Source organism: Micromonospora sp. BL1 (assembly GCF_003667485.1).
Taxonomy (GTDB): domain Bacteria; phylum Actinomycetota; class Actinomycetes; order Mycobacteriales; family Micromonosporaceae; genus Micromonospora; species Micromonospora tulbaghiae.
Map to the genome: position 1 here is coordinate 37,969 of NZ_RCVK01000351.1, position 19,749 is coordinate 57,717.

Genomic DNA, 19,749 nt, shown 5'->3' on the forward strand with positions numbered 1-19,749 from the left:
GAGGCCCGGTGGCCTTTCCGTACCCTCACAGCCCGCAGTCGGCCCCACCCGCGACCGGGCTCTACGACCCCGCGTACGAGCACGACGCCTGCGGTGTGGCCTTCGTGGCCGACCTGCACGGGCGGCGCTCGCACCAGGTCGTCGCGAACGGCCTCGGGGCGCTGTGCCGGCTGGACCACCGGGGCGCCCGGGGCGCGGAGCACAACACCGGGGACGGCGCCGGCATCATGATCCAGGTGCCGGACGCGTTCCTGCGCGCCACCGTCGACTTCCCGCTGCCCCCGGCCGGCCAGTACGCCACCGGCCTGGTGTTCCTGCCCGACGACGACGCGGCCGAGGCCCGTGCCCGCCAGGTGGTCGACAAGTACGCGCTGGTCGAGGGCGCCGACGTGCTCGGCTGGCGGGAGGTGCCGACCGACCCGTCCGGCCTGGGTGAGACCGCGCTCGCGGCGATGCCCCGGGTCCGGCAGCTGTTCGTGGCCGCGCACCGGCTGACCGGCTCGCCGGACGGCCCGGCCGGGTCCCCGCTGACCGGGCTCGACCTGGACCGGGTGGCGTTCTGCCTGCGCAAGCAGGTCGAGCGGGAGACCGCCGAGCGGGGCGTGCCGGCGTACTTCCCGTCGCTGTCCGGCCGCACGATGGTGTGGAAGGGCATGCTCACCCCGGACCAGCTCCCCGCGTTCTACCCGGAGCTGACCGACGAGCGGGTGGTGAGCGCCATCGCGCTGGTGCACTCGCGCTTCTCCACGAACACGTTCCCCTCCTGGCCGCTGGCGCACCCGTACCGGTTCATCGCGCACAACGGCGAGATCAACACGATCCGCGGCAACCGGAACTGGATGCAGGCCCGGGAGGCGCTGTTGCGCAGCCCGAGCATCCCGGGCAACATCCGCCGCGTCTTCCCGGTCTGCACCCCCGCGGCGTCCGACTCGGCCAACTTCGACGAGGTGCTCGAACTGCTGCACCTGGCCGGGCGGAGCCTGCCGCACGCGGTGCTCATGATGATCCCCGAGGCGTGGGAGAACGACCCGGACATGCGTGCCGACAAGCGCGCGTTCTACCGCTTCCACGCCAGCCTGATGGAGCCGTGGGACGGCCCGGCGTCGGTCGCGTTCACCGACGGCGAGATCGTCGGCGCGGTGCTGGACCGCAACGGCCTGCGCCCGGGCCGCTGGTGGCACACCGCCGACGGCCTGGTGGTGCTGGGCAGCGAGGCGGGCGTGCTCGACCTCGACCCGGCCACCGTCGTCGCCAAGGGCCGGCTCCAGCCGGGCAAGATGTTCCTCGTCGACACCGTCAACGGCCGGATCGTCTCCGACGACGAGATCAAGACCGAGCTGGCCGCCGAGCAGCCGTACCAGGAGTGGCTGCACGCCGGCCTGATCGAGCTGGACGACCTGCCGCCGCGCGAGCACACCGTCTACACCCACGACTCGGTACGCCGCCGCCAGCAGACGTTCGGCTACACCGAGGAGGAGCTGAAGATCCTGCTCGGCCCGATGGCCCGCAGCGGCGCGGAGCCGATCGGCTCGATGGGCACCGACACCCCGATCGCGCCGCTGTCCACCCGGCCGCGGCTGCTCTACGACTACTTCCATCAGCTCTTCGCGCAGGTCACCAACCCGCCGCTGGACGCCATCCGGGAGGAGCTGGTGACCAGCCTGGCGTCCACGATCGGGCCGGAGGGCAACCTGCTCGACCCCGGCCCGGCGAGCTGCCGGCAGATCGTGCTGCCGTACCCGGTGATCGACAACGACGAGCTGGCCAAGATCCTGTCCATCGACGAGGACGGCGACCTGCCCGGTTTCAAGGCGGTCCGGGTCTCCGGCCTGTACCGGATCCGCGACGGCGGCGCCGGCATCAAGGCCCGGCTGACCGAGATCTGCCGGCACGTCTCCGAGGCGATCGAGGACGGCGTGCGCATCCTGGTGCTCTCCGACCGGGACTCCAACGCCGACCTGGCCCCGATCCCGTCGCTGCTGCTCACCGCCGCGGTGCACCAGCACCTGGTCCGCGAGCAGACCCGTACCCAGGTGGCGCTGGTCGTCGAGTCCGGCGACTGCCGCGAGGTGCACCACGCGGCGGTGCTGATCGGGTACGGCGCGGCGGCGGTCAACCCGTACCTGGCCTTCGAGTCGGTGGAGGACATGATCTCCACGGGCGTGCTGACCGGCGTCGACCGGGTGAAGGCCGTCCGCAACTACGTCAAGGCGCTCGGCAAGGGCGTCCTGAAGATCATGTCCAAGATGGGCATCTCGACCGTGTCCTCGTACTGCGGCGCGCAGGTGTTCGAGGCGGTCGGCTTGGACACCCGCCTGGTCCACAGGTACTTCCGCGGCACCCCGAGCACCATCGGCGGCATCGGCCTGAACGAGATCCACGCCGAGGTGGCGGCCCGGCACTCGCTGGCCTGGCCGGCACCGGGCGCGCAGGCCAGCGACCGGCTGGAGGTCGGCGGCGAGTACCAGTGGCGCCGCGAGGGTGAGCTGCACCTGTTCAACCCGGAGACCGTCTTCCTGCTCCAGCACGCCACCCGCAGCCGCCAGTACGACGTGTTCCGGCAGTACACCGCGAAGGTCGACGAGCTGGCCGCCCAGGCGGGCTCGCTGCGCGGGCTGTTCACGCTGCGCACCGGCGTACGCCCGGTGGTGCCGCTGGACGAGGTCGAGCCGGCCGGTGAGATCGTCAAGCGCTTCGCCACCGGCGCCATGTCGTACGGGTCGATCTCGGCGGAGGCGCACGAGACGCTGGCCATCGCGATGAACCGGCTCGGCGGCAAGTCCAACACCGGCGAGGGCGGCGAGGACGTCGAGCGGCTGCACGACCCGGCCCGGCGCTCCGCGGTCAAGCAGATCGCCAGCGGCCGGTTCGGTGTGACCAGCGAATATCTCGTCAACGCCGACGACCTCCAGATCAAGATGGCGCAGGGCGCGAAGCCCGGCGAGGGCGGGCAGCTACCCGGCAACAAGGTCTGGCCGTGGATCGCCCGGACCCGGCACGCCACCCCCGGCGTCGGCCTGATCTCCCCGCCACCGCACCACGACATCTACTCCATCGAGGACCTGGCCCAGCTCGTCCACGACCTCAAGTGCGTCAACCCGGCCGCCCGGGTGCACGTCAAGCTGGTCAGCGAGGTGGGCGTGGGCACCGTCGCGGCGGGCGTGGCCAAGCTCAAGGCCGACGTCATCCTGATCTCCGGGCACGACGGCGGCACCGGCGCGTCCCCGCTCAACTCGCTCAAGCACGCCGGCACCCCGTGGGAGCTGGGCCTGGCCGAGGCGCAGCAGACGCTGCTGCTCAACAAGCTGCGCGACCGGGTCACCGTGCAGGTCGACGGCCAGCTCAAGACCGGCCGGGACGTGCTGATCGCGGCGCTGCTCGGCGCCGAGGAGTTCGGCTTCGCCACCGCGCCGCTGATCGTCGAGGGCTGCGTGATGATGCGGGTGTGCCACCTGGACACCTGTCCGGTCGGCATCGCCACCCAGAACCCGGTGCTGCGCGAGCGCTTCACCGGCAAGCCGGAGTTCGTGGAGAACTTCTTCCTCTTCCTCGCCGAGGAGGTCCGCGGCTACCTGGCCGAGCTGGGCTTCCGCAGCATCGACGAGGCGATCGGCCACACCGAGCTGCTCGACGTGGCCGGCGCGATCGACCACTGGAAGGGCCACGGGCTCGACCTGAGCCGCGTGCTGCACCTGCCCGAGCTGCCCGCGGGCGCGGCCCGCCGGGGCGTACGCGCCCAGGACCACGGCCTCGACGCGGCGCTGGACAACCGGCTCATCGAGCTGGCCGGGCCGGCGTTGCGCGACCGTACCCCGGTCCGGGTAGAGGTCGAGGTCCGCAACGAGCACCGCAGCGTCGGCGCGATGCTCGGCGGCGAGGTGACCCGCCGCTTCGGCGGCGCCGGCCTGCCCGACGACACGATCGAGTTCCGGCTGCGCGGCACCGCCGGTCAGTCGTTCGGCGCGTTCCTGCCGCGCGGGGTCACGCTGCGCCTGTACGGCGACGCCAACGACTACGTCGGCAAGGGACTGTCCGGCGGCCGGATCGTGGTCCGGCCGGACGCCGACGCGCCGTTCGTCGGCGTGGACGCCGCGCCGGGCGGTCGCGCCGAGGACCAGATCATCGCCGGCAACACCATCCTGTACGGCGCCACCGGCGGCGAGGTGTTCCTGCGCGGCCGGGTGGGGGAGCGGTTCGCGGTCCGCAACTCCGGGGCGGTGGCGGTGGTCGAGGGCCTCGGCGACCACGGTTGCGAGTACATGACCGGCGGCACCGTCGTGGTGCTCGGGCCGACCGGGCGCAACTTCGCCGCCGGCATGTCCGGTGGCACCGCGTTCGTGCACCGGCTCGACCGGCGGCTGGTCAACGCCGAGCTGGTCGACCTGTCGCCGCTGCGCGACGAGGAGCGCGACCGGCTGCACGAGCTGGTCCAGCGGCACTTCGCCGAGACGGACTCGGCGGTCGCCGAGGATCTGCTCAAGCGGTGGCCGCAGGCGGTGGAGGAGTTCACCGCGGTGGTGCCCCGGGACTACCGCCGGGTCATGGAGATCATGCGGGCCGCCGAAGCCGCCGGCCGAGACGTCGACGACGCGGTGATGAGCGCGCTCAGCGTGCCGTCGGCCGCGCCGGTACCGCCCGCGCCCCGGGCGGTCGCCCAGGAGGTGGCTCGTGCCTGACCCGAACGGTTTCCTGCGCTACGACCGGCGGCTGCCGGCCCGCCGTCCGGTGCCGGTGCGCATCTCCGACTGGCGCGAGGTGTACCCGCCGGCCGGCGAGGAGCTGATCCGCGAGCAGGCCACCCGGTGCATGGACTGCGGCATCCCGTTCTGCCACGACGGCTGCCCGCTGGGCAACCGCATCCCGGACTGGAACGACCTGGTCCGCACCGGCAACTGGGACGCCGCTGTGGAGTCGCTGCACGCCACGAACAACTTCCCCGAGTTCACCGGGCGGCTCTGTCCGGCGCCGTGCGAGGCGGCCTGCGTGCTCGGCCTCGGCGGCCAGCAGCCGGTCACCATCAAGCAGGTCGAGGTGGAGATCGCCGACGCGGCGGTGGCCCGCGACGGCCTGCGGCCCCGGCCCGCCTCCGCCCCGACCGGCCGGTCGGTCGCGGTGGTCGGCTCCGGCCCGGCCGGGCTGGCCGCCGCGCAGCAGCTCGCGCGCGCCGGTCACACGGTCACCGTGTACGAGCGCGACGACGCGATCGGCGGCCTGCTCCGCTACGGCATCCCCGACTTCAAGCTGGAGAAGCAGCACATCGACAAGCGGCTGGCCCAGCTCACCGCCGAGGGCGTGCGCTTCCGGACCGGCGTCGAGGTCGGCGTCGACGTGACCGCCGAGCGGCTGCGCGCCGAGCACGACGCGGTGCTGCTGGCCTGCGGCGCGTTGCAGGGCCGGGACACCCCGGAGACGCCCGGCCGGGCGCTGCGCGGCGTGCACCAGGCGATGGCGCACCTGGTGGCCGCGAACCGGGTCGTGGCCGCCGCCGGGAACGGGCGGCCCGCGCTCGCGACGCTGCCCGACGGTACGCCGATCGACGCCGCCGGCAAGCACGTGGTGATCATCGGTGGTGGCGACACCGCGGCGGACTGCCTCGGTGTGGCGCACCGGCAGGGCGCGGCCGGCGTACACCAGCTCGACCTCTACCCGCAGCCGCCCACGGAGCGCGACGTGGCCCGCGACCCGTGGCCGACCTGGCCGTGGCTGCTGCGCAGCTACCCGGCGCACGAGGAGGGCGGCGAGCGCGTGTTCGCCGTCGCCGTGCAGGAGTTCGTGGACGACGGCACCGGCCAGGTACGCGCGGTCCGGATCGCCGAGGTGACTGTGGAGAAGGTGGACGGCCGCCGCATCGTCACCCCGCTGCCCGGCTCCGAGCGGGAGATCCCGGCCGACCTGGTGCTGCTCGCCATCGGCTTCGAGGGCACCGAGGAACAGCCGCTGCTGGCCCAGTTCGGGGTGACCCGCAACGCCCGCGGCGCTGTCGACTCAGCCCCGGACTGGCAGGCCGCCGACGGCGTCTTCGTCGCCGGCGACATGCACCGGGGCGCCTCGCTGATCGTCTGGGCGATCGCCGAGGGACGCGCCGCCGCGGCGGCGATCCACGCGTACCTGGGCGGGGTGGGCGAGCTGCCCGCCCCGGTCGACCCGGCCCGCCAGCCGCTCGCCGCGCGCTGATCCCGCACCGGCCGGGCCGCCCCCGTAGTAGGGAGTGGCCCGGCCGGCGCCGTTCAGCGGCCGAGCAGGTCGTGCGCTGCCCGGATCTTCGCCCACGAGGCGGGCTGCGCCGGTGCGGCGGTCGTCCGCGCGGCGGTGGCCACGTCGGGCCGGCCGGGCGTGAACAGCCAGGTGGTGAACACCGCGTCGAGATCCCGCCCGGAGATCCGCTCGGCGAGCGCCTGGAACTGCCCGACGGTGCCGGTGCCGTACTGCCGCTTGGCGGTCCAGGTGCGCAGGATGCGGAAGAACGCCGCGTCGCCGACGGCGAGCCGGATCTGGTGCAGCGCCATCGCGCCCCGGTCGTAGACGGCGTCGTCGAAGATCCCGCTCGGGCCCGGATCGCCGGGGCGCACCTGCCAGAACTCGGAGTCGGCCGGATAGCTGTCGTAGGTGAAGTCGAACAGCTCCTGCGCGGTGCCCTCGCCCTGCTCCTCCGACCAGAGCCACTCGGCGTACGAGGCGAAGCCCTCGTTGAGCCAGATGTGCCGCCAGTCGGCCACCGACACCGAGTCGCCGAACCACTGGTGGGCGTTCTCGTGCACCACCACGTACGTGTTGGCGCCGCGCCGCCAGAAGCCGGGGCCGTACACCGGGCGGGTCTGCGTCTCCAGCGCGAAGCCGATGCCGTCGACCGGCCCGGCCACGCCGCCCTGCGCCTCGAACGGGTACGGGCCGAACAGCCCGCTCTCCCAGTCGACGATCTCGGCGGTGCGTTCGATGCTGGCCCGCGCGGCCGGCAGGCGCTCGCCGAGCGTGGTGCTGTAGGCGTTCACCACCGGCTGCCCGTTCGGCGCGACGTCGGTGACGATGTCGTACTGCCCGATGGCCAGGAACGCCTGGTAGGTGGCGCCGGGCTTGACGCTGCGCCAGCTCCACCGGGTGCGGTTGCCGGCCTCGGGCAGCGGGTCGCGCGGCTGCACGCCGTTGCTGATCACCTCGACACCGGTGGGCACGGACACCGAGACGTCCCAGGTGGCCTTGTCCTTCGGGTGGTCGTTGCTCGGGTACCACCACCAGGCCGACTCGGGCTCGTTGACGGCGAGCGCCCCGTCTGCGGTACGCGTCCACGCGGTGTAGCCGTAGACGGTGGTCTGCGACGGCACGCCGGCGTACTTCACCACGACGGTGAGCTGCTGCCCCTTGGTCGGCGGCCGGGCCGGGGTGATCACCAGCTCGTGGTCGCCGGCCCGGGCGAAGCCGGCGACCCACCCGTTGACCCGCACCGACTCGACGTCGAGTGCGAAGTCCAGGTTGAACCGGGACAGGTCCTTGGTGGCGGTGGCGAGGATCGTGGTGGTGCCGCTGAGCCGGTCGGTGGCCGGCTCGTAGCGCAGCCGGATGTCGTAGTGGCCGACGTCGTAGCCGCCGTTGCCGTAGTCGGGGAAGTAGCTGTCGCCCAGCCCTGGACTGCCCGGCGTCGGGGTGGCCGCGGCGGGTTGCGGCCGGCCCCATCCGCCGGGGACGGCCTGGGCGGGCGCGCCGGTCACTGTGGTGCCGGCCGCGGTGAGGGTCAGGGCGGCGATGGCCGCCGTGAGTGCGCGTCGCACGGTGGGACTCCCTCCGTCGGGTGTCGTCACCGTCAAGCTAATCGACACATGTGAACATATCTGTCCCGTCCGGCCGATCTCGGCTATTCAATTCTTGCGAATGTTTCGATAGCATTACCGACCAGTAACAGCACCGATCCCTCGGCCACGCGCGCGGTCAACGGGCTCCACCACCCCTGCCCCGTGGAGGCTCTGTCATGTCCCGTCGCGTCCGTACCGCGTTCGCCGCCGTCCTGGCGGCCGTCCTCGGCGCCGTGCTCCTGCCCGGCGCCGCCCGGGCGGCCACAGTCAACTACGTCGCCCTCGGCGACTCCTACTCCTCCGGGGTCGGCGCCGCGCCGTACGACCTGTCCACCTGCCTGCGCAGCCAGAAGTCGTACGCCCCGCTCTGGGCCGCGGCCCATTCGGTCACCAGCTTCAAGTTCCCGGCCTGCGGCGGCGCGGTCACCGCCGACGTGCTGAACAACCAGGTCGGCCAGCTCAGCAGCAGCACCACGCTGGTCACCATCACCATCGGCGGCAACGACGCCGGTTTCGCCGACGTGATGACCAGTTGCCGCTTCGGCAGCACGTCGAGCTGCGAGAGCGCGGTCAACGAGTCCAAGGCGTTCGCCACCGCGACGCTGCCGGGCCGGCTCGACGCCACGTACACCGCGATCCGCAACCGGGCCCCGAACGCCCGGCTGGTGGTGCTCGGCTACCCGCGGCTGTTCGAGACCGGCTCCTGCGGACTGCTCGCCATGAGCAGCTACAAGCGCACCATCCTCAACCAGGCCGCCGACACGCTCAACGGCGTCATCGCCGGCCGGGCCACCGCCGCCGGGGGCACCTTCGTCGACGCGCGGCCGTTCTTCGCCGGGCACGGCGTGTGCGCCGCCGACCCGTGGATCCGCGACGTCAGCGGCGTCATCGAGGCGTACCACCCGAACGCCAGCGGCTACCGCTACGGCTACCTGGCCGCGCTGACCGCCGCGATCGGCTGATCCGTACGCGAGGAGGGGCCCCGCTCGACACCCGTCCGTCGAGCGGGGCCCCGCCGTGCCGGGTTGCATCGAACGTCGACAATGGTGCGACACCGCATGTGGCCCGGAGGTGACCATGCGTGAACCGGCGACCCGGCCGCGGCCGGTCCGCGAGCAACTCCCGGCGGGTGGCCCGGAACTGCTCACCCTGCTGGCCCGGCTGCTGCGGCGTCCACGCCGCGGTGACCGCCGGCTCCCGCTGCTCTGGCTGGTCCGGCCCACCGGGGACGGCGCGATCGCGGCCCTGCTACGGCGTTTCGCGGCGCGCCGGGCCGGGCGGCGGGTACCGCACGTCGTGCTGGACCTGACCGGCCGGCCGGCCGGCGACGACGTCGCGGCCGTGCTGCGCGAACTGCACCGGCAACTCTCCGTGGAGGCGTTCGGCGCGCCCCGGCTGCGGTTCCGGCACTACCCGCTGGCCGACTGGCTGATGCACCAGACGCTCGCCGTGGACCTGGACGCCGCCGACAGCGGCCGGGCCGCGCTGGTCCGCCGGCTGCGGGACTGGCGGGGACGGCGGACCGGTGACGACCCCCAGGTCGGCGGCGACTCCGGCCTCGGCGCCGCGCTGCACCTGCTGCTCTGGCTGCTGTGGCGGGCCGTGCCCGGCGTCGTGTTCCGGATCGCCGTCTCCGGCCGGGTGCCGCTCGTCGGACGGCAGTACCGCTGGTTCATGCGCCAGCAGTACCTGGCGCCCCGGCAGTCGGTGACGTTCCTCGGCTTCGCCGAGCGGCTCACCGCCGGCTGGCGCGACGGCGAACACCCGGCCCAGGTGGAGAAGCTGCTGCTGCACGCGTTCCTGGAGGACCTGCGCCTGGCGTACCGGCGGCGGTTCTGGCGGCCCGGGGACTGGCGCCGCACCGCCTATCCGGTGCTGGTGCTCGACGGCGCGCGGCCGGACAACGTCGGGCACACGCTGGTCCGGCTCGTCGACGAGGTGCGCAACGAGACCGGCCGCAACGACCCGCTGCTCGTCGTCGCGGTCGCCGCCGACCCGCCGCCGGAACCGGCCGCGGCCCGGCCGCTGGACCAGGCCGAGGAGGCGTACGAGGAGTGGGCCGAGGCGCTGCCGGAGAACCGCCGGCTGCGCCGCCCCGGCGCCTGGCTGATGCTGCTGGAGGCGGACGATCGGGACGTCGACGCCCCGGTGGGAGGCGTCCCGCCCGCCCTGGTCGCGCCCGACCCGCCCTGGTGGGCACGGCGGTTCCTGCCCGCAGCGGTGGCCCTGGCGCTCGTCGCCGGGCTGGGTGTGTGGGCGCACGGGCGGTGGGCGCCGGACTGCCGCCCCTGGCCCACCGACCGGGTCACTGTCCGGCTCGTCGGCGGGGAGTGCGTCGGCTACAGCGACACCGCCGGGCAGGTCTTCAACAGCGAACCCGGGCAGGACCGGCTGCGCGCCGTGCAGCGGCGCATCTTCGCCCAGAACCGGGCCGCCGAGGAGGTGTGGCGGCGCAGCGAGCACCGCCGTCCCTACCTGACGCTGGTCTACCTGGGCAGCCTCACCGGCAACCGGACCCGCGCGGACGAGGAGTCCTACGTCTCCGAGCGGGAGGAGCTGGAGGGCATGGCCACCGCCCAGTACGCCCTGCTCCAGGAGTCGGCGGCGGCGGACGACGCGGCGCTGCTGCACATCGTGGTGGCGAACGCCGGGCGGCAGATGCGGCACGCCGACGACGCGGTACGGATGCTGGAGGGGCTGGCCCGCGACGACCCCACAGTGCTCGGCGTGGTCGGGCTGGTGGACAGCCGCACCAGTACGGCGGCGGCGCTGCGCGAACTCAACCGGGTCGGCCTGCCGGTGCTCGCCCCGACGCTGTCGGCCGACCGGATGGACGCCAACTCCAGCCTCTACCTGGCCATGTCCGCGCCGAACCGGGACCAGGCCCGGATGGTCGAGGCGTACGCCCGGCAGGTGCTGCGGGTGGGGGAGGCGCACGTCTACTGGACCACCGGCGAGGGCAGCTCGCTCGCCGACGACCTGTACGTCGCCACCCTCGTCGACGGCCTGCGGGAACGCTTCGGCGACCGGATCACCCGGCTCGACGAGTGGCGCAGCGGGCGGCGGCTCACCCAGGAGTGCGGCTACCCGGGGATGCTCTTCTTCGCCGGCCGCTGGTCGGAGTTCGACGGGTTCATGCGCGCGCTCAAGGAGTGCGGCGGGAACCCGCCCCGGCACCTGGTCGCCGACGACTCGGTGAACCGCTACATGGCCAACCCGGGGCTGCGCGCCAGCGCGCCGGGCAACCTGCCGGTCACGTACGTGTCCAAGGCCGCCCTGGCCACCTGTGCGTCGCTGCGGGCCGCGCAGGCCGGGCGCGACGACGCCCGGGGCAGCTTCCTCACCTGGATCGGCGCGGACGGCCTGCTCGACCCGCCCCGATGCCGCGCCGGGACCGGCCCGCCGGTCGGCGAGCGGGTCAGCCTGGCATACGACGCCACCATGATGACGGTACGCGCGCTGGAGAGCCTCGCCGCCCGCCTGCGCCACGCCGACACCGGCCGCCGCTGGGAGCCCCGCTCGGTCAACCCGGTCGGGGTGCACGCCGAGGTGCTGCGGCAGAACGCCGCCGGCGGTTACCCGGGGGTCAGCGGCCTCATCCGGTACGCCCCGGACTCCGGCGAGCCGGTGGCGAAGCGGCTGGCGCTGCTCACCGTGGCGAAGGTGCCCGACGTGGACGCCGCCCCGGTCGAGGTGTTCCACTGCGGCGTGGCCGACACCGGCCCCGACCCCGGCTGCCGCGTCGCCCCACGCTAGTGCGCAGCCGCCATTCGTGATCATGGTTGGAGTTCGAGGTCGCCGTGCCAGGCAGCCTGGCAGGCAAGGATCATTTCTCGCGCCGCTCGGACCGTAGCCGCGAAGGCGGCCGGCACCGTGGAGCCCCGCCCGGCACGCGCCGGGCGGGGCTGGTCTGCTCGTACCCCCGGGGTCAGCGGGCCGGGGCCAGCTCCGCGGCCGGCGCCGGCGTCAGGTCCGGCACCGCCGGGCCGATGCGCCGCCGGGGCCACCGGCGGCGGCCCGAGGGTACGGCGAGCGCGGCCAGCGCCGCGGCCACCGAGATGCCGGTGAGCAGCAGGAATCCCGCCGTGAAGCCGGCCTCCCGGGGCAGCCCGCTCGGCTGCGGGTTCGCGGTGATCACGGCACTGGCGAGCGCCGCGCCGATCGCGCCGCCGATGGTACGGATGTTGGCGTTCATGCCGGTCGCCGCGCCGGTCTGCCCGGCCGGCACGTTCGCCACGATCAGGTTGGCCATCGAGGCGAACGCCAGCCCGATGCCGAGGCCCACCAGGCCGCCGGCGATCCCGACCTGCCAGCGGGTGTCGTGCGCGACGGTCAGCATGGCGGCGGCCGCCACGTTGAACACCGCGCCGGTGCTCAGCTGCGCCTTGGCGCTGAACCGGGACTCCAGCCGCCCGGCCAGCAGGCCGGCCACGAACATGCCGACGAGCATCGGCAGCATCAGCAGTCCGGCCTGGGTGACGCTGGCGCCGAAGCCGTAGCCGGCGCTGGTCGGGATCTGCGCGAACTGCGGCAGGAACGCGTAGACGGCGAACATCGAGGCGCCGTAGAGCAACCCGACGAGGTTCGTGGTCCAGACCGCCGGCAGGCGCATCATCCGCAGGTCGATCAGCGGGTTGGCGGCACGGGCCTCGGTCGCCAGCCAGGCGACCGCGAGCACCGCCGCCAGCGCCAGCAGCCCGACCACGCGGCCGGAGCCCCAGCCCCACGCGGCGCCCTTGCTGACCGGCAGCAGCAGCGCCACCAGCCAGCCGGACAGGAGTACGGCGCTGAGCCAGTTGATCCGGCCCGGGGTGCGTACCGGTGAGCGCGGCACGAACCGGTGTGCGGCGAGCGCGGTCAGCCCGACCACCACCAGCGGGATCCAGAACAGCCACCGGTAGCCCAGGGTGGCCACGATCGGCCCGGCCAGCACCACACCCAGCCCGCCGCCGACGGCCACGACCGCGGAGATCGAGGCCACCGCCGAGCTGACCCGGGCGGCCGGGAACTCGTCGCGGATGATGCCGAACGACAGCGGGAAGACGGCGCCGCCGATGCCCTGCACCACACGGGCGGCGATCAGCACGCCGATGCTGGGTGCCACGGCCGCCAGCAGGCAGCCCAGCGCCAGCGCGGCGAGCGAGAAGACGAGTGTCTTCTCCTTGCCGACCATGTCGCCGATGCGGCCGACGATCGGCGTGAAGACGGACGCGGAGAGCAGGTACGCGGTGAGCACCCAGGTCACCGTGTTGGGCGAGGTGTGCAGGTCGTGCTGGATGGTGGGCAGCACCGGCGTGATCAGCGACTGGAGCATCGCGAAGAATCCGGTGCCGGCGGCCAGCACGAGGAAGGTGATCCGGCGCGAGCCGCGCCGGGATGAGTGGATCATGTGGGACGACTCCCCGTTCTCGGTACGAGAGTGGTGGCCGCTCGCGCGGTCCTGCGGCGGTGGCGGCCGGACGTCCGGAGTACGCTATCCGGAGGGGTGGCTCCGGTCAGTAACCGGAGGCTTGCCTCCATTAACTTAGCGGAGGGGTGCCTCCGGTTGCAAGGCGGAAGGGGTGACGCGCGTCATGGCCGACGCCGACGTGTCCGGTGAGGTCTTCGCGCGCCGCCCGAAACGGGCCGACGCCCGCCGCAACTACGACGCGCTGATCGCCGCCGCCCGCGAGGTCTTCGGCGAGCACGGCGCGGGCGCGTCGCTGGAGGAGATCGCCCGCCGGGCGGGCGTGGGCATCGGCACGCTCTACCGCAACTTCCCGCAGCGGCGGGACCTGTTCGAGGCGGTCTACGTCGAGGAGGTGCGGGCGCTCAGCGCCTCCGCCGACGACCTGGCCGACGAGCCGCCCTGGGACGCCCTGGTCGGCTGGCTGCACCGGTTCGTCGCCTACGTGGCCACCAAACGGGCGCTGGCCGAGGAGCTGGTGCACGACTCCGAGGTGTTCCGCAGCTGCCGCACCGAGATCTACGCGACCGGCGAGCCGCTGCTGCGCCGCGCCCAGGCCGCCGGGGAAGCCCGGCCGGACGCCGGCTTCGACGACGTGATCCGGCTGATCAGCGGCCTCGCCGCGTACCAGTTCCCGGACCCGGCCCAGCGCGAACGTGTCCTGGCCATCGCGCTGGACGGCCTGCGTGCGAGCGCCGGAGCGGAATCGACGCGGGCCTAGCCGAGGCGGAGGATACCGGCTTCCGTCGAGACGATCCCGCGTGGCGCAGCCCTCGGCCGGTGCGATCCGATAGCATCCTGAGTGTGACCGGACCGGTGAGCAAGAAGTCGTTCTCGCTGCCTGCGGATGTCGCGGAGCGTTTGGAGCGCGAGCCGAACGCCAGCGCCTACGTCGTCGACGCCGTGCGGGCACGAATGCGCGCCGAGGACCTCGATGCCGAGTTCGCCCGACGCGGGATGACCGTTTCCGCCCAGGGTCGTGCACGAGCCCGGGTGCAGCGCGCGCAGGTGGAGCAGGAGTGGTCGCCCGGTCGCCGCCAGGCTCTGCGAGAGCGTTCGCGCCGGGCGGCACGGGAGATGGCCGGCGAGACCGACCCCCAGGCGCCGGCGGCATGACCACTGAGGAGCCGCCGGTTCGCCTGGTGCTGGACCGGTCGGCGTTGGTCGGCTACGTGGCCGGTTCGATGCACGTGGCCGAGCCGCTGCACGAGGTCGCGCACGACGGGGTGCGCTTCGGCGTGCCGGCGGTCGTCGTGGCCGAGGCCTTGGCAGTGATCGACGAACCGGGTGACCGCGCGGTGCTGCACCGGCTGTTGGAGCGTCCCGCCTGCGCGGTCCTGCCGACCTGGGGCGAGGACTGGCAGGAATTGGCCTACTGGCGCAGGATCACCGGCCGGGTCGACCTCGCGGCAGCGGTGATGGCCGTTCTCGACCACGACGCAAGTGTGCTGACCAGCGAGGGCAAGGCCTACGGCGACGGGGGAGACCTTCCCGTCATCGCCTTTCCCGGCTGACCGGATGTGCCGGCCGGCGGCTCCCACGCGAGAACCGCCGGCCGCTCGCTGTCCCGTCAGCGATGCGCGTTACTCGGCCGCCCCCACGGACCGGTGATCGCGAACACGTACCCCGGCGACTGGATGTTGGCGAACAGCGTCCTCCCGTCCGCGCTGAACGTCGGCCCGGTGAACTCGCTGTCGTTGAGTTCGTTGCGGGCCAGCGGGTACGCCTTGCCCTGCTCGGTGACGCCGACCAGGTGCGACACGCCCTCGCCGTCCTCGGCCAGGATCACCCCGCCGTACGGCGAGACGGTGATGTTGTCCGGCCCGTCGTAGTTGCCGTGGTCGGCCTCCGGGTCGGTGTTCACCCCGAAGATGGTCTTCAGCGTGACCGTCTGCCGGCGCGGGTCGTAGAACCACACCTGCCCGTCGTGCTCGTTGGCGCTGCCGTCGTCGTGGCGGGCGTAGCTGGCCACGAAGTACGCGCCCCCGTCGCCCCACCAGGCGCCCTCCAGCTTGCGGCTGCGGGTGACCTCCGCATCGGTGAACTGCTTGCGTACCGACACGGTTCGGGCGTCGCGGTCGGGCACCTCGACCCACTCCACCCGGTAGCGGGTGCCGGGGGTGGTGGCCTCGGACAGGTCGGCCACGTGGCCGTCACCGTGCAGGCAGCGCATCGCGGCGAGGCTGCCGGCGGTGCCGCCGTCGGGGCGCTGGGCCAGCGCCCGCAGCGCGCCCTTGCCGCCCCGGAAGCCGGTCGGCGGCGTCCACCGGAAGTACAGGCCGTTGGGCCCGCTCGCGTCCTCGGTCAGGTAGATCGAGTGGCTGTACGGGTCGACGGCGACGGCCTCGTGGGAGTACCGCCCGAGGAACGTCAGCGGCACCGGGTCGGTGTTGGCGGACCGGTCGTGCGGGTCGACCTCGAAGACGTACCCGTGGTCCTTCAGATACCGCCCACCGGCCCGCTGCTCGGTCTCCTCGCAGGTCAGCCACGTGCCCCACGGGGTGATGCCACCGGCGCAGTTGTTGTGCGTGCCGGCCACGCTGACGTACTCGCGCAGCCGCCGCCCGTGCCGGTCCACCTCGATGGTGGTGGTGCCGCCGCGGGCGCCCGGGTCGTAGGTGAGGCCGGGCAGCGCCGGCACCGGGTACGGCTCGTCGCCGCCGATCTCGTGGTTGTTCACCAGCACGGAGCCGTGCGGGCCGCGGAAGCAGCCGGTGCCGTCCGCGTCGCTCGGGGTGGGCTGCCCGGACTCCAGCAGCGTCGCACCGGCCTGCGCGACGACTGTGTACGAGAAGCCGGGCGGCAGCGCCAGCAGGCCGGCCGGGTCCGGCACCAGGTCGCCGTAGCCGGCTGCCGGGCGGCACGCGGGCCGGGCCGCGGCGGGTCCGGCGATGGCCTCCAGGCTGCCGGCCACCACGATGCCGAGTCCGCCGGCCGCGCCGCCGCGCAGCAGGGACCGCCGGGAAAGAGGTGAGGTCACGTCGTCGCCTTCCTGTGCGCACGATTTGCTGACCGAAGGCAAGCCGGGCCGGGGGAACGGCGGGCGGCGCGCCCGTCCGACGCCGGGTGAACAGTGGACGAATCCCCGGTGCGGAGCGCCCCGTGCCGGTGCGGCGCGCGTCCGTTAGGGTTCCCCTCGATCGCAAACGTCGGAGGGCGGACGGTGGGCAGACTCGCGGCGGCGTACCGGCAGGCGGTCGATCGGCATCGACGGGCGGTGCGGCACTGGGAGACGGCCCGGCGTCTGCTGGGCGCCGCCGGCCCGGCGCCGGTGGGCAGCCCCGAGCTGGTCGCGCGGCTGGCCCGCCTCGGCGGTGAGCTGGCCGCCGCGGTGCCCGGCACGGCCCGCGTCGCGACCCACCCCGTTCCGGTACGCCTCGGCGCCGCGACCACAGTCGACGGCGCGTTCCCGGTGCTCGTGCCGGTGGGCGCGGGCGCGCACCTGGCGGTCGACGCGGACGCCCGCGACCCGCGCGTCGGCGAGCTGCTGCGGGCGGTGGTGGTGCGGCTGCTGACCGCCGCACCGGCCGGCGCGATCCGGGTGGCGGGCATCGACCAGGCCGCCTTCGGCGCGGCGTTCCTGCCGCTGCGTCCGCTGCACGACGCCGGGGTGCTCGCCGCGACGGCGACCACCGAGGCGGAGACGACGGCCCTGCTCGACCTGGCCGAGCGGCACGCCCGTACCGCCCAGCGGTCCGCGCCGGAGGACCGCGAGCTGCTGGTGGTGGTCGCCGCGTCCGCGCCGCCGCCCCGGGAGCTGGCCCGCCTGGCCGCGCTCACCCACGCCGGCCCGGCCGCTGCGGTCTGCGTGCTGCTGGCCGGCCACCCACCGGCCGGGCCGGCCGCCGCGCCGCCGCTGGGTGCCACCACCCAGCTGCGCGTCACCGAGCGGTACACCCTCGTCGGCGACCCGCCCGGGCGCCCGTTCAGCACCGACGGCAGCGGGCTGGCCGCGCCCGTGGTGCTCGACGGCGACCCGTCGCACGCCACTGTGACCGCGCTGGCCCGCCGGTACGCCGAGGCCGCCGGCCAGGACGGCGTCACGTTCGCCGATCTGCTGCCCGCGCAGCGCTGGGCCGGGTCCGCCGCCTCCGGGCTGCGTACCGTGCTCGGCCGGGCCGGCCGCCGGCCGCTGAGCGTCGCGTTCGACGACGCCACCCCGCACTGGCTGGTCGGCGGGCGGACCGGCGCCGGCAAGACCGTCCTGCTGCTCGACGTGCTCTACGGGCTGGCCGCCCGTTACTCCCCGGCCGAGCTGCGGTTGATGCTGCTCGACTTCAAGGAGGGCGTCAGCTTCACCGAGTTCGTGCCCACCGACCGTGACCCGTCCTGGCTGCCGCACGCCGACGCGGTGGGCATCGAGTCCGACCGCGAGTACGGCGTGGCGGTGCTGCGCGAGCTGCGCGCCGAACTGGGCCGCCGCGCCGACCTGCTCAAGCGGCACGGGGTCAGCCGCCTCGCGGATCTGCCGCCGAACGCCCGGCCACCCCGGATCGTCACGGTCGTCGACGAGTTCCACGTGCTGTTCGCCGGCAACGACGCGCTGGCCCGGCAGGCCGTCGACCTGATCGAGGAACTGGCCCGCAAGGGCCGCTCGTACGGCCTGCACCTGGTGCTGGCGAGCCAGAGCACCACCGGGATCGAGGCGCTCTACGGCCGGGCCGAGGCCATCTTCGGGCAGTTCCCGCTGCGGATCGCGCTACCCGGCGGCGACGCCGTGCTGGACCCGCGCAACGACGCCGCGCGCGGGCTCACAGTCGGCACGGCAGTGGTGAACACCGGCGCGGGCGCGCCCGGCGCGGACGTGGAGGTGCGGTTCCCCGACGCGCACGCCGCCTCGGCCGACCTCGCCGCGCTGCGCCACGAGCTGCACGCGGCCCGCTCCGCCGGGGCGCGCCCGCCGGCCGTCTTCCGGGGACACGAGACGCCCCGGCTCACCGACGACCCCGCCTGGACGGCGCTGACGCCGGGCGCCGGCCCGCCGTACGCGCTCGTCGGCCGCGTGGTCGACGTCCCCGGCAGCCCGGCCGGCTTCGCGCTCGACGCCAGCCCCGGCCGGCACCTGGCAGTGGTCGGCACCTCGGCGGCCGGCGCGGACGTGCTCCGGTCGGCCACCCTGTCGCTGGCCCGCCAGCACGCACCCGGCGCCGCCCGGTTCCTGTTCGCGCCGCTGGCGCCCGGCACCACCGACGCCGCCGACGACCTGGCCATGACGCTCGCCGCCGCCGGGCACCAGGTCCGGCGCCTGGACGCCGCCGCGCTGCGCGCCCAGCTCGCCGAGGCCGCGACCGGCGACGCCCCGGAATCCGGGCGCACCTACCTGGTGGTGTTCGGGATGGACGCCGCCGCCACGACGCTGGCCGCCTCCGACCCGGCGACGTTCCGCTCCGGGTACGACGACCTGCGCGCCGTGCTGCGCCAGGGCCCCGCGCGCGGGGTGCACGTGCTCGGCTGGTGGCGCGGGCTGCGCCGGCTCGCCGACGACCTCGGCGGCAGCGGGCACCGCGACGACGTGACCGGCCTGGTCGCGCTCAACGTGCCCGCCGCCGACCTGGGCCTGCACCTCGGCGTGCACGACCTCGCGTACGTCCCGCGCGACGGCCGTGCCCTGCTCGTCGACCGGCACGAGCACCGCACCGCGCTGATCGTGCCGTTCGCGGCCGGGGGGGACAGCACATGAGTGGGTTCGACGAGTACGCGGCGCTGCTGCGGGAGCTGTCCACCCGGCAGCGGGGTGGGGAGCGGGAGATCGCCGCCGAGGCGGAGCGCCGCCGCGGCCTTCAGTCCGCCGTCGACACGCTCGGGCAGCGGCTCACCGCCCAGGGCCAGCACCTCGACCGGCTCGGGCAGGCGATCGGCGTGCCGATGACGTCGGTCCCGGCGGAGGCGCCGGCACCGGCGATGGTGGCCGGTGGGGGCGCGCCCGGTCCCGCGCCCGGACCGGGGGACGGGGTGCCCGGCGGCGCAGCCGACGCGCCGGGGCGGCCGGACGTCGGGGCGTACCCCTCGGGGGGTGTTCCGGCGCCGCGGGCCGGCGACCCGGCGGCGGAGCTGGCGGCGGCGGGCCGGCTGGCCGAGGAGGCCGACGGGTACGGGCAGCAGGCCGACGCGCTGGCCCGCACGCCGGTGTTGCTGCCCACCTGGTCCGCGCCGGCGCGGGCGGTGGCGGTGTACGCGGGCTGTGCGCTGGCCGGTTCGCTGCTGATGCTGATCGCGATAGTGGGTTCGTCGCTGCCGGTGACCGGGCTGGATCTGGTGGCGGCGCTGTCCTGCGCGGGCGTGCCGTTGATGTCCTTCGTGGCCGGTCAGGTCGTGCTCGCCCGCTGGGGCCGCCCGGTGGTGGAGGGCGAGGCGCCGCCGGCCGGGCGGTACGTGCCGCTCGGCTTCGTGATCTGCGCGCTGGTCTCCCCGTCCTTCTTCTGCCTCTACCTCCTCCTGTTCCGCCTCCTCCGCTGACCGGGCCCCCCTGCCTCCACTGCTCCGTCGATCATGGAGTTTCGGCCCCTGGAGCGCGGCAAT

Annotated in this window: 12 protein-coding genes; 9 read left to right on the forward strand and 3 right to left on the reverse strand. The window is 74.4% G+C overall.

All coding sequences use genetic code 11. From position 1 onward, the window contains the following. The first annotated feature begins 8 nt into the window (after window positions 1-8). Complete coding sequence (gltB, locus tag EAD96_RS26490) at window positions 9-4,676, forward strand: glutamate synthase large subunit (RefSeq protein ID WP_121686173.1); 4,668 nt, start codon at window positions 9-11, stop codon at window positions 4,674-4,676. Beyond that, window positions 4,669-6,174 carry a glutamate synthase subunit beta gene (locus EAD96_RS26495; protein WP_121686174.1) on the forward strand — a complete coding sequence of 502 codons (1,506 nt, stop codon included), beginning with the start codon at window positions 4,669-4,671 and terminating at the stop codon, window positions 6,172-6,174. The genes gltB and EAD96_RS26495 overlap by 8 nt, the downstream gene beginning before the upstream one ends. Window positions 6,175-6,227: 53 nt before the next feature. Here EAD96_RS26495 and EAD96_RS26500 read toward each other — a convergent pair whose 3' ends face one another. Beyond that, entirely contained in the window at window positions 6,228-7,763 is a 1,536-nt protein-coding gene (locus tag EAD96_RS26500; protein ID WP_121686175.1) for a M1 family metallopeptidase, read from the reverse strand. Between the two features lie 197 nt (window positions 7,764-7,960). Between EAD96_RS26500 and EAD96_RS26505 the strand changes: the two genes are divergently transcribed. Beyond that, a complete protein-coding gene (locus tag EAD96_RS26505) occupies window positions 7,961-8,746 on the forward strand; it encodes an SGNH/GDSL hydrolase family protein (RefSeq protein ID WP_121686176.1) in 786 nt (261 codons plus the stop codon). A 115-nt stretch (window positions 8,747-8,861) separates the two neighbouring features. Then, window positions 8,862-11,540 carry a hypothetical protein gene (locus tag EAD96_RS26510; RefSeq protein ID WP_121686183.1) on the forward strand — a complete coding sequence of 893 codons (2,679 nt, stop codon included), beginning with the start codon at window positions 8,862-8,864 and terminating at the stop codon, window positions 11,538-11,540. Between the two features lie 172 nt (window positions 11,541-11,712). Here EAD96_RS26510 and EAD96_RS26515 read toward each other — a convergent pair whose 3' ends face one another. After that, the gene (locus tag EAD96_RS26515; RefSeq protein ID WP_121686177.1) at window positions 11,713-13,173 is read right to left on the reverse strand and encodes an MFS transporter; all 1,461 of its coding nucleotides are present in this window, start codon (window positions 13,171-13,173) and stop codon (window positions 11,713-11,715) included. A 172-nt stretch (window positions 13,174-13,345) separates the two neighbouring features. On the opposite strand from EAD96_RS26515, the gene EAD96_RS26520 reads away from it, so the two are divergent. From EAD96_RS26520 to EAD96_RS26530, 3 genes are all read left to right on the forward strand, one after another. After that, window positions 13,346-13,951: a TetR/AcrR family transcriptional regulator gene (locus tag EAD96_RS26520; protein WP_121686178.1), complete on the forward strand. Its 606-nt coding sequence runs from the start codon at window positions 13,346-13,348 to the stop codon at window positions 13,949-13,951. Between the two features lie 83 nt (window positions 13,952-14,034). Continuing rightward, window positions 14,035-14,346, forward strand: coding sequence for a hypothetical protein (locus tag EAD96_RS26525; RefSeq protein WP_121686184.1), 312 nt, complete (start codon window positions 14,035-14,037; stop codon window positions 14,344-14,346). Further along, window positions 14,343-14,744 carry a hypothetical protein gene (locus EAD96_RS26530; protein ID WP_121686179.1) on the forward strand — a complete coding sequence of 134 codons (402 nt, stop codon included), beginning with the start codon at window positions 14,343-14,345 and terminating at the stop codon, window positions 14,742-14,744. Before EAD96_RS26525 ends, EAD96_RS26530 begins: the two co-directional genes overlap by 4 nt. A 56-nt stretch (window positions 14,745-14,800) precedes the next feature. Here EAD96_RS26530 and EAD96_RS26535 read toward each other — a convergent pair whose 3' ends face one another. Continuing rightward, complete coding sequence (locus tag EAD96_RS26535; protein WP_121686180.1) at window positions 14,801-16,210, reverse strand: alkaline phosphatase PhoX; 1,410 nt, start codon at window positions 16,208-16,210, stop codon at window positions 14,801-14,803. 183 nt (window positions 16,211-16,393) lie between these two features. Between EAD96_RS26535 and EAD96_RS26540 the strand changes: the two genes are divergently transcribed. After that, window positions 16,394-18,910: an FtsK/SpoIIIE domain-containing protein gene (locus tag EAD96_RS26540; RefSeq protein ID WP_121686181.1), complete on the forward strand. Its 2,517-nt coding sequence runs from the start codon at window positions 16,394-16,396 to the stop codon at window positions 18,908-18,910. Continuing rightward, window positions 18,907-19,686, forward strand: coding sequence for a hypothetical protein (locus EAD96_RS26545; protein ID WP_120568869.1), 780 nt, complete (start codon window positions 18,907-18,909; stop codon window positions 19,684-19,686). Before EAD96_RS26540 ends, EAD96_RS26545 begins: the two co-directional genes overlap by 4 nt. The last annotated feature ends 63 nt before the right edge of the window (window positions 19,687-19,749 follow it).